General features: G+C 32.4%; 7 protein-coding genes. 4 read left to right on the top strand and 3 right to left on the bottom strand.

Annotation, left to right across the window (positions count from 1 at the left end; all coding sequences use genetic code 11):
• Window positions 1-56: 56 nt before the first annotated feature.
• On the top strand, window positions 57-956 hold the full coding sequence (locus I130_RS00660) for a succinylglutamate desuccinylase/aspartoacylase family protein (protein ID WP_034917516.1): 900 nt from the start codon (window positions 57-59) through the stop codon (window positions 954-956).
• A gap of 245 nt (window positions 957-1,201) precedes the next feature.
• Here the strand turns inward: I130_RS00660 and I130_RS00655 are convergent, their stop codons facing one another.
• Window positions 1,202-2,365: a lactonase family protein gene (locus I130_RS00655; RefSeq protein ID WP_034917920.1), complete on the bottom strand. Its 1,164-nt coding sequence runs from the start codon at window positions 2,363-2,365 to the stop codon at window positions 1,202-1,204.
• Between the two features lie 44 nt (window positions 2,366-2,409).
• Entirely contained in the window at window positions 2,410-3,492 is a 1,083-nt protein-coding gene (corA, locus tag I130_RS00650; RefSeq protein ID WP_034917513.1) for a magnesium/cobalt transporter CorA, read from the bottom strand.
• Between the two features lie 119 nt (window positions 3,493-3,611).
• Between corA and recQ the strand changes: the two genes are divergently transcribed.
• The gene (gene recQ, locus I130_RS00645; RefSeq protein WP_034917511.1) at window positions 3,612-5,720 is read left to right on the top strand and encodes a DNA helicase RecQ; all 2,109 of its coding nucleotides are present in this window, start codon (window positions 3,612-3,614) and stop codon (window positions 5,718-5,720) included.
• A 7-nt stretch (window positions 5,721-5,727) separates the two neighbouring features.
• Here the strand turns inward: recQ and I130_RS00640 are convergent, their stop codons facing one another.
• The gene (locus I130_RS00640) at window positions 5,728-6,510 is read right to left on the bottom strand and encodes a tRNA pseudouridine synthase A (protein ID WP_034917509.1); all 783 of its coding nucleotides are present in this window, start codon (window positions 6,508-6,510) and stop codon (window positions 5,728-5,730) included.
• Window positions 6,511-7,241: 731 nt separating this feature from the next.
• On the opposite strand from I130_RS00640, the gene I130_RS00630 reads away from it, so the two are divergent.
• Together I130_RS00630 and I130_RS16155 are read left to right on the top strand one after the other, a co-directional pair.
• A complete protein-coding gene (locus I130_RS00630) occupies window positions 7,242-8,381 on the top strand; it encodes an ABC transporter substrate-binding protein (protein WP_034917502.1) in 1,140 nt (379 codons plus the stop codon).
• 27 nt (window positions 8,382-8,408) lie between these two features.
• Window positions 8,409-10,328 carry a sensor histidine kinase gene (locus I130_RS16155; RefSeq protein ID WP_051119569.1) on the top strand — a complete coding sequence of 640 codons (1,920 nt, stop codon included), beginning with the start codon at window positions 8,409-8,411 and terminating at the stop codon, window positions 10,326-10,328.
• Window positions 10,329-10,719 lie beyond the last annotated feature (391 nt).

The following is a 10,719-nucleotide window of genomic DNA, read 5'->3' as shown; positions in this document are numbered from 1 at the left end:
GAAATGGGCAGACCTCTGTTAATTAAAACCTCAATTAGGGATAAATTTATTGAAATATGGAAAATACTTCCAGAATTATTGGAAAATATTCAAGTGGGGAAAATGGACCTCTATTGTTTATAACTGCAGCAGTACACGGCAATGAGCCTTCGGGAATAGAAGCTTTAAACAGAGTTTTTACCGCTTTGCAAAATAAAAAGCCCAAAATTAAAGGTTGTATTGTTGGGGTACTTGGGAACAAAGCGGCATTAGAGAAAAACGTACGCTATATAGACGAAGATTTAAATAGGACTTGGACAGAAGATAATATTAGTAATAAGAAAAAAGAAACCAGTGAACAGAATGAAATGCATGAAATAATTGAAGTTCTCCAGCAATTTCCTGAGGCAGATTATTCTAAACGTTATTTCATAGATTGTCATACAACCTCCTCAGATAGTTTGCCATATGTTTCAGTACAGTTAGTAAACGACAATAATAAGTGGGCGCATAATTTCCCTACCTATATTGTGCAAGGATTCAGCGATATTGTCTATGGAGCTATTGATCATTACCTAAGTAGAATTGGTTTAACAGGTTTTACTTTTGAAGCAGGTCAACATACGAGTAAGACCTCAGCAGAAAATCATGAAGGTATGATCTGGCTGGCGCTAAAAGAAGCTTGTAATTTAGATCTTACTCAAATCCCCGATTATCCTTTATGCGTCGAAAAGTTTTCAGTAAAAAATGCGCCAAATCAAAAGACTTTTAAAATAATATATAGGCATGGTCTTGAAGAAAACGATACTTTCAAAATGAAATCTGGATTTAAAAATTTTCAGAAAATATATAAAGGAGATCTTTTAGCAATTCAAAATGACAAAGAATTAAAAAGTGATTGGGATGCACGCATCTTTATGCCACTATATCAAGCTCAAGGAAATGATGGTTTTTTTGTAATAGAGGAAGTGAAATAATTATTTTTTCAACTACAAGAATTAAAAAGGCTAGTAATATTACTAGCCTTTTTAATTACTGTATAAATTTTCTTTCCCAACATACTTAAAATATAGTAGATAGCTTCACCCTGAATTTATTTCAAGGTCTCATTTTATTTTAATCAATTAGAGCACATTATTATTCTGAAACTTCCGAAGTCTCTGGATAGTAGTACATTATTTATAAGTTTGGGACACTAAACGCATAATAAAAAGAAATTTCATTAATCTAAAAATTCAATACAAACTGGAGTCATGACATCTAATTTCTCACCAATGTTAGTAAGTTTCCCAGATTCTGAATCAATTTTGAAACTTACCAGATCGTTAGAATCTTGATTAGCAACATATAAAAAATCACCTTTTGGAGAGATAGCGAAATTTCTGGGAGTAGCTCCTTTTGTATTTGTAAATCCTATATTCTCAAGAATTCCTGTTTTTTGGTCTATTTTAAAAGATCCAACACTATTATGCCCACGGTTAGATACATATAGAAAATTACCTGAGGGATGTATATGAATGTCTGCAGCAGAGTTTTCTCCTTTGAAGTCTTCTGGTAAGGAAGAAATATCCTCTAGATGAGCTAAACTCCCATCTTGCTCTATTTTAAAAGCACTTATACTTCCATTAAGTTCATTGATAGTATAGGCATAATTATTCCTTTTAGAAAAAGCGAAGTGTCTTGGCCCGGATCCTTCAGTAATTTGTACATAAGGAGTTTCATTTGGTTTTAATGATTTGGCATTCACATCCAAATTAAAAATCCAAATGCGATCATTACCAAGATCTGTGATATAAACATACTTGTTATTGGAGGATATATTTACCGAATGCGGGTTGGATCTTTCAGGATATTGAAGGCTTATCTTTTGCAACTTTTTTAAACTTCCATCAGCATTTTTTTCATACATCATAACCACTCCCCCAACATAATTGGCCACAAAAATAAATTCTCCAGATTTATCTTCTGCAATATAACAAGGGGCATAACTTTCTGTAGAAATACTTCCTATTTGCTCCAGACTATGATCCTCATTAATTTTGTAAGAATAGATTAATCCCGACGGTCCATCTCCCGGACCAAGCTCACTTACCGCATAAAGATTTTTGTAATTGGCAGAGGTTTTTACAAAAGAAGGATTAACCACATTAGCAACAGTTTTACCCATTTCCAAAGCACCGGTGTCCGGCTTTTGGTATACCGTATAAATCCCTTCTGCTTGTCCATCTACATGGCCTTCCTTTTTGGTGTAAGTTCCTATATAAATAGTGTTCATAGTAGACGTCGAGATATCTACTATCTCAGTTTTTTGCTCCTCTTGTGTGTTTTTCTTACAGGAATTTAAGAGCAGTAAAAAACAAAAACTGATAAAGAAAATTCTATTCATTTTGGTGGGTTTAAAATAGTTGTTTAATAAAGTGGTATGGAAGTCTATAACCATTTCTTCCGTTTAAAATATATAATCATACCTAAGAATACTAAGATCATGAGACCCCAAAGCACAAAATAACTATATTTCCATTGTAATTCTGGCATATATTCGAAATTCATTCCGTAGATACCCGCCATAAAGGTCAAAGGGATAAAAATGGATGCCATAATGGTTAACACCTTCATCACTTCGTTCATTTTATTGCTGATAGTAGTCATATACATATCCATGAGCCCCCAAGTCATTTCTCTATAGATCTCAATATTTTCTACAACTTGGATGATATGATCATAGAGATCCCGAATATAGTTAAGTGTTTTTACTTGAATAAGTGTACTATCTGTTTTCTCTAACCTACTAATTACCTCTCTCAAAGGGGATACAGCTCTTCTTATTCTAAGCACTGTTCTTTTTAGTTCTTGAATTTCAAAAGTAATATCATCGTTAGGCTGAGCAATAAATAGTTGTTCTTCTAAGGTTTCTATTTTATCACTTATCTCTTCAATAACCACAAAATAATTATCTATAATCGAGTCTAAAATTGCGAAAACCAGATAATCTGGTCCATTGTTTCTTAAACGCCCTTTATCATTAGTTAGTCGTTCCCGAATTGCATCAAATACATCTCCATCTGCCTCTTGAAATGTTAGAACGTAATCTTTCCCAATTACTATACTAATATGCTCATGTTCTAAAACGCCATTCTCTTTATGATACAGCATTTTTGCAACTATAAACAAATAGTCCTGATATTCATCAATCTTTGGACGTTGATTGGTATTTACTATATCTTCAATAATAAGAGGATGAAGTTTATAATATTTACCCAGCTTTTCAATTTCAGAAGTATTGCTTAGCCCATCTACATTTATCCAAGTAATATTCTCCTCATTTTCAAATTTAAAAGTGGCTTCCACATTATCAAAAACGAAGCGCTCATAGTTTACTTTATTATAATCTATAACCTCTATCTTAATTTCTGCAGATTCCTTTCTTCCCACATAAGCAACCGTGCCTGGAGCTTTATTGAGCGCATTTGTAGATTTAGGTCTTCGCTGTAGATGCCTATGTCGTTTTGCCATAAATTGAATGTTTGCATAAAAATAACAAAGTTTTTCGTCTAAAATGATTCTAAAAATATTAAGGTTAAGTTTTACACTTCTACTTAGCAATACTTAAACCTATCTCCTATTTTTGCCACATGGAAGAAAAGCAACTTTTTGGTGCGTTAAAAGAGTATTTTGGGTTCGACAGCTTTCGTCCACTTCAGAAGAAAATTATAGATGCCGTTTTTCAAGGAAAAGATAATGTAGTGATCATGCCTACTGGAGGTGGTAAATCTATTTGTTATCAATTACCCGGAATTCTTTTACCAAATATCACGCTTGTAATCTCTCCATTGATCGCTCTTATGAAAGATCAGGTAGATGGTTTAAAGGTAAACGGCATCCATGCAGCATATTTAAACAGTAGCCAGTCTGAAAAAGAACAACAGGAAATTATTGCTAGCGTTGAAAAAAACGAACTAAAATTACTTTACGTTGCTCCAGAAAGTTTACAGTTTGTAGATAGGTTTCTTACAGATGGTAAAGTGAGTCTAATTGCCATAGATGAAGCGCATTGTATCTCTAGCTGGGGTCACGATTTTAGACCTGCCTATACGCAATTAGGATATTTAAAAAAGCGCTTTCCCTCTACTCCGGTAATTGCCTTGACTGCTACTGCAGATAAAGCAACCAGAAAGGATATTTGCCAGCAACTAAATATCCCGAATGCAAAAATACATGTAGCTTCTTTTGATAGAAAGAATCTTTCCTTGGAAGTCCGCCCTGGAACTAAGCGATTAGAACAAATTCTACAGTTTACTGATGGTCGAAAAAATGAAAGTGGGATAATCTATTGTTTAAGCAGAAAGAATACTGAAGATGTTGCTGCTAAATTAAAGGCAAATGGTATAAAAGCTGAAGCATATCATGCAGGCTTAAGCCATACAGAGCGAAGTAGAATTCAGGAGGATTTTATTAATGATACGCAGCAAATTATTTGTGCTACCATCGCTTTTGGAATGGGGATAGATAAATCTAATATTCGATGGGTGATCCATTATAATATGCCTAAAAATTTGGAAGGTTATTATCAGGAGATTGGTCGTGCAGGTCGGGATGGATTACCTTCAGAAACCATGCTTTTTCATAGTTATGCAGATGTGATCCAACTTCAGAAATTTGCTGCAAATGCAAAGAATGAAGCTGTGCAGATGGCTAAACTGGACCGCATGAAGCAATATTCTGAAGCTCTTACCTGTAGAAGAAAAATTTTATTAAGTTATTTTGGTGAGTTAAAAAAGGAAGATTGCGGCAATTGTGATATCTGTAGGAACCCACCGCAGTTTATGGATGGTACCTTAATCGCCCAAAAAGCCTTATCGTGTATTTATCGTCTAAAAGGAAAAGAACCTATAACAGTATTGATAGATGTTCTTAGAGGCGCCCAAAATGAGGCCGTGCTAGGAAAAGGCTATCAGGAGTTAACAACTTATGGTATTGGAAAAGATATTTCCTGGAAAGATTGGCAACTGTATATAATACAGCTTATCAATCTAGGATATGTTGAGATCGCTTTTCATCTTCATAACCATCTTCAGTTAACCCCAATGGCAAAGGATATCTTATTTAGCGGAGGAAAATTAGAATTGGCGAAAAATATTGATCAGAAAGAACTTCAGACAGAACAAGCTAATTCGTCAAAAATTAAGGATAATAGTCTTTTCGAAAAACTTCGTCAGTTGAGATTAGGTATAGCAAAGGAAGAAGGAATTCCAGCTTATCTTATTTTTAATGATGCCACGTTAAAGGAGATGGAAAAGGAGCGCCCAATGACAGATGAGGATTTTATCCAGATCAATGGAGTTGGAAGAAAGAAAATGGAGGATTACGGATACCAATTCATAAAAGAAATAATTGCTTTCAATAAAGAGAAACAGTTTAAGAAGAAACCTAAAAAATCTGGTAATTCACATAAAGAAACTTTGAAACTTTACTCGGATGGACTTAGTGTAGAAGAGATATCTGTATCTAGAAAATTGGCGCCTTCTACCATTAATTCTCATCTGGTCAAACTTTATGAGGAAGGTGAAAACATAGATCTTTTACAGTTGATTTCTAAGGGAGATGTTGATGCAGTAAGAAAAGCTAAGAATGAAATTGAAGATCCCAAAGGTTTAAAAACCTACTACGAATACTTTGATGAGGCATTAGATTATTGGACCATTAAGTTTGCATTAACAATCTTGAAAAAAGAGGAGAATTAAGAACTTATTAAAATTCTATTTTATGTAAAATTAATCCAGAGGCAGGTGCGATATATGTCATTTGATTATCTACATCTGCTTTTAAACTTCTCTCTATATCCTCTAAGCTCAATTCACCTTTCCCAAGCTGCACAAGTGTACCCATCATTAACCTTATTTGATACCTTAAAAAACCACTTCCTTTAACAATAAGAACATAGCTTTTTTCTGGGAAAAAATTGGCCGTATATATGGTGTTTTCTTGTATTTCAGAAAACACTACTTCTCGCTCGTATATACTTTTCCCGGAAGAACGAACACAGAAGTTTTGAAAGTGATGAATACCCTTAAAAAGCTTTGCTCCTTCTTCCATTAATTGAATGTTCAAATTATCTTGAAAATTAGACATTAGAGGAGCAGAAAAAGGATGGTTCTTTTCTCCAAAGGAAAATAAGTAATGATATTCCTTTTGTTTGGAATCTTGAATAATATTGAATTTCTTATCTACCTCATGAATACTTAGAGCTTTGATATCTGGAGGTAAATTTTTATTTAATAATTTCAGAAAAACAGCAAGGTCTATTAAGGGATCATCCTCCAAAAATAATTCGAAAGCAGATTCATTGGCAGATACCATTGCATCTGTTCGGCTAGAACCAAGCACCTTTAATCTCCGATCTGGAAGGATAAACTTAAATGTCTTCTTAATTAGACCTGCTACGGTTTTAAATCCTGGCTGGCTTTGCCAACCGTGTAAACGGTATCCTAAATATTGAACTTTGATAAGGTAGTAAAAGCGTTTTGGCTGCAAGTCTAATGTTTTCCTGCGAAGATAGAGAATAATAGATTTTAAATGGTTCTTATATTATCTATCACTTTTAACCTATAAAACTTTAATATCCTCAGAATTATCTTTGATGCTAAAAATAATATGTTAATTTTAACAAATATATTTATAGTTTTTTCATTTTAACCCTAAAATTGGTTGATGGTCGATTTAAAATGAGTTTAACCGCAAATATGTGCAATTACAAATCCTTTGAAGAGTCCTCTTTTATTAGTCTTAAAAAGAATCAATTAATGGCTAAAAATAGAGTTAAGTACTCTTCCATCTTTACAGTTTAATTTTTTTTGTTTTCGCAGTCATTATTAATAGAAAGGCATTTTCAAAGGATGAGATCCCTCAATTTAAAAGTAAGGAATTTATAAAGTTCGATGGGTTTTATAAAAAGAATAATTGTTGTGGTTAATTATCCATTTGAAAGTAACATCATGCATGATATAAAAACTGGTATTGAGCATCCTTACAAGTTTAGATTTATTATCAAACAATTAATGAATAGAAATTATATTGCAAGATTTTCCAATTATAATTTCAAGAGTACAAATAATTAAAAAAATTAAGTTCGATTGATTATAAAAGTATCAATTGGAATCGTGCTTTTAGAATCAACTATTCTAAAATATTTAGGTAATATGTTTGTATAGTAGAAATCCCGGTTGGGAACATGACTTAGCTTTTAAAATAATCTTTTAACAAATATGCTTTTAAAGAAAAAATTGATCATAATTCTATTGAGTTTTATTTCCATTATAACTGGATGTAATAACACAGAAGTTAAAGAAATCAATATTGGGTATATCGCCCCAATGTCTACCAGGGCCACAGATTTAGGGATTGCTCCATCTAAAGCTATGCAGCTTGCTATAGGAGAGTATAATTCTTCCAAAACTAAAGATCAACCTAAGATCAACTTTTTTATTGAAGACGATAAATGGGAGAAAAGTTTAGCTTTACCCGCCTATGAGAAACTACGCAAAGAACATAATATAGATGTTGTTTTTATTAGTAATACAGATGGTACTGTAGAATTGCAAGATAAGATCTTGGAAGATGGTGTTATTGCTGTGAACCCATTAAATAACGACAAACTACTATCTTCCCTAAATAAAAACACCTTTAAAATCGCAAAATCTACCGAGGAAGCACACAAGGCTTTAGGGATAAGAATTATAGAATTAGGTCTAAAAAAGGTAATTATCCTGCATTATCCTAATAACTTTATGAGCGTAGGAGGAAATGCTATAAAAAATATCTTAACAGAGAATGGTGTTGAAAACGAGGTGATTAAAACAGAAAAAGACCAAATCGACTTTACTGAAATTTTAAAAAAAGCTAAAGAGAAGAAAGCAGATGCTTATGTGTTTTTAGGTTATAAGAATTTTGGATTTGCCATGAAGCAGGCTAGAGATCTTGAAATTAAAGCTTCATTTTTTGGATCTACAACTTTATTGGACCCCGATTTTTTCTCAAATTCTGAAGGCGCAATAGTTGGGACAGAATGTACTTTCTTCACTCCTTTAGATGGGAATTATATTTTAGCAAGTGATTTTTTGCAGGATTATAAAAAGAAATTTGGAGAAGAGCCTTTTTCTATCTGGCCACCTATGCAAGCATATGATGCTATGAATATTGTAATTAACGAAATTAAAAAAGTTAATGAAGATAAGACAAAAGAGCAATCTCAAGTAGATTGGCTAAGAAATCGTTTATTGAACGTTAAATATTACCAGGGAGTTTGTGGCAATATTTCAATTAAAGAGGATGGCTCTTCTAGAGGGATTTATTTTTCATTATATAAAGTAGAATCTGATGGCAAGTTATTAAAGATTAAACGCTAACAACCTTCTCCAAGCTTAACAATAATTATGAGAATAAGTACTAAATTAATTTTAAGTTTTGCTGTCATAATTAGTGTATTGTGTATAGAAATTGTCCTAAATCAGATTATAAGTGATAACGCTGCAGATACTTACCAAAAATTAAAAAATCAGGCACTTCCCGCTCTCCGCATTTTAGATAAATTTGAATCTGTTAATAATGAATTTTATTTACTAACCTCTAATAAAGTTTATAACAGTAATCTTCCCTTAGATAGCCAAAATAGATTAAACGGAATTTTAGAAGTAGAATTTCCGTACTTAAAGACGGAACTTTTTCATTTATCCGAAAATTTAGATAAGCAGGATGAGATCACTTTAAAGTCTCCGGAAATTTTAAAATTAACTAATGAGTTAATTGACTTGGGTAATCAAATCAATAATCTTTTAATTATTAAAGATAATTACTCTGATAGTGCTAAAATGAAAGTTGCTATTTCGCTAGTAGAAGAAGATATTTCTGCTGCACATGCAAACTTAAATACTAACATCCTGATTTTAAAAATTAACTATGGAAATTTACTAGAGGATTATCAAAATGAGTTTGCGCAAAATTTAAAATCCTTATCTAATATTATCTTAATTACGGGTGTTTTAGGTATCTTATTCGGTATTCTAGTAGCATTTCTGGTTATTAGATCAATTTCTAAACCCATTCGTGCTTTAAATTCCGCAGCTTTAAGAGTGAGTAGCGGAGATTATGATACAGACATTATTCTTAGCGGGGAAGATGAACTCGCCTCTTTAGGGGAGTCTTTTAATACGATGACTTCTTCGCTGAAAAGTAATTTTGAATTAATAAAGATCAATAATAAAGAGATAAAGCAGCAAGAAAATAGAATTAGAAAGGTTATTGAAGCCTCACCGTCGGCTATTATCCTAATGGATTCTGAAAAGAAAATTTCTTTGATAAATGCTCAAACAGAAAAAATATTTGGATATGCCAGGCATGAACTTATTGGTGTTTCTGCAGAAAAATTGATCCCTTCCCGATTGTTGAAAATGGAATCTAAGGTTGATGATATTTTCTCTTCAAAAAACAAAATCGATACACTTGGGATAGATAAAAACTTTTATGGAATCACTAAAGACAACGAGGAATTTCCTGTAGAGATCAGATTGAGTTTTATTGAAATCCATGGGCAAGATATGATATTAGCTTCTGTAGTAGATATTACTGAAAGAAAGCAACAGGAAGAAGATATTAAGAAATATGTAGACCAGCTTAAATCTAAAAATAAAGAATTAGAACAATTCTCTTACATAACCTCGCATGATCTACAAGAACCTTTAAGAACGGTTTTAAGTTTTATAGATATAATCCAAGAGGATTATAAGGAGAAATTAGATGATGATTTAAATACGTATCTAAAGTATATTTCTGAAGCATCTACCAGAATGAGCAGTTTAATAAAAAGCTTGTTAGATTATTCTAGAATCGGACTAAAAGCAAAAGTTGAAACTGTAGACTGCAATACTATATTAAACAGTGTAACGGCAGATCTTAAATATAAAATTGATAAGTCTCGAGCAGAAATCAACTACTTAGCACTACCAACTATTGGAGGTTTCAATTTAGAATTAAGACTGTTATTTCAGAATCTAATTACAAACGCTATAAAATTTCAAAAGAAGACCGAAATACCTAAAATAGACATCTCTTTTGAAGAGAATAGGACACATTGGCAATTCAGTGTTGCCGATAACGGAATTGGAATAAAGGAAGAATTTCAAAATAAGATATTTATAATATTTCAAAGACTACATAATAGGGAAGAATACGATGGTACAGGAATAGGACTTTCACATTGCCAGAAAATTGTAGAACTGCATGGAGGAGAAATATGGGTAGAATCTGATGCCGGCGTTGGTAGTGTTTTCCATTTTACAATCTCTAAAAATATTTAGAGACTTTTATCTGTCCCTTTTATTATTGAAAATTGATTTAAAAAAATACTTACTCTCTATTGCCCTCATGCTGTATGGTTTCAGCATCTCACTTATGGGAATTGTCCAATGCAACTCACGATTATTTTGGACAAAAGAGCGCAACTAATTAAGATGAAATAATAATTCAGTTCCCTCTAAATGAGATGAATAAAGAAATAATTTGATTATGCGTAAAGCATCCTAAACTGAAAAAGGACGTCATTCTGAACTTAATTCAGAATCTCATTTCAATTTAAATCAATGTAATATTGAGACCCGAAAATAAATTCACCGTGACAAAAGAACTGTTAGGACAAAAAAACAGATATACATAAAAAATAAAAAAACTTTTCATCTATCAACCACTGAG

Source organism: Gillisia sp. CAL575, from assembly GCF_000403785.1.
Taxonomy (GTDB): Bacteria; Bacteroidota; Bacteroidia; order Flavobacteriales; family Flavobacteriaceae; genus Gillisia.
The sequence above is the reverse complement of the archived record's forward strand: the minus strand, read 5'-3'. Positions and strand labels throughout refer to the sequence as shown.

Excerpts from the sequence above, each read along its gene's own strand:
- I130_RS00655 (WP_034917920.1), bottom strand. The coding sequence starts at position 2,365 with ATGAATAGAATTTTCTTTATCAGTTTTTGTTTTTTACTGCTCTTAAAT.
- I130_RS00630 (WP_034917502.1), top strand. The coding sequence starts at position 7,242 with ATGCTTTTAAAGAAAAAATTGATCATAATTCTATTGAGTTTTATTTCC.
- recQ (WP_034917511.1), top strand. The coding sequence starts at position 3,612 with ATGGAAGAAAAGCAACTTTTTGGTGCGTTAAAAGAGTATTTTGGGTTC.
- corA (WP_034917513.1), bottom strand. The coding sequence starts at position 3,492 with ATGGCAAAACGACATAGGCATCTACAGCGAAGACCTAAATCTACAAAT.
- I130_RS16155 (WP_051119569.1), top strand. The coding sequence starts at position 8,409 with ATGAGAATAAGTACTAAATTAATTTTAAGTTTTGCTGTCATAATTAGT.
- I130_RS00660 (WP_034917516.1), top strand. The coding sequence starts at position 57 with ATGGAAAATACTTCCAGAATTATTGGAAAATATTCAAGTGGGGAAAAT.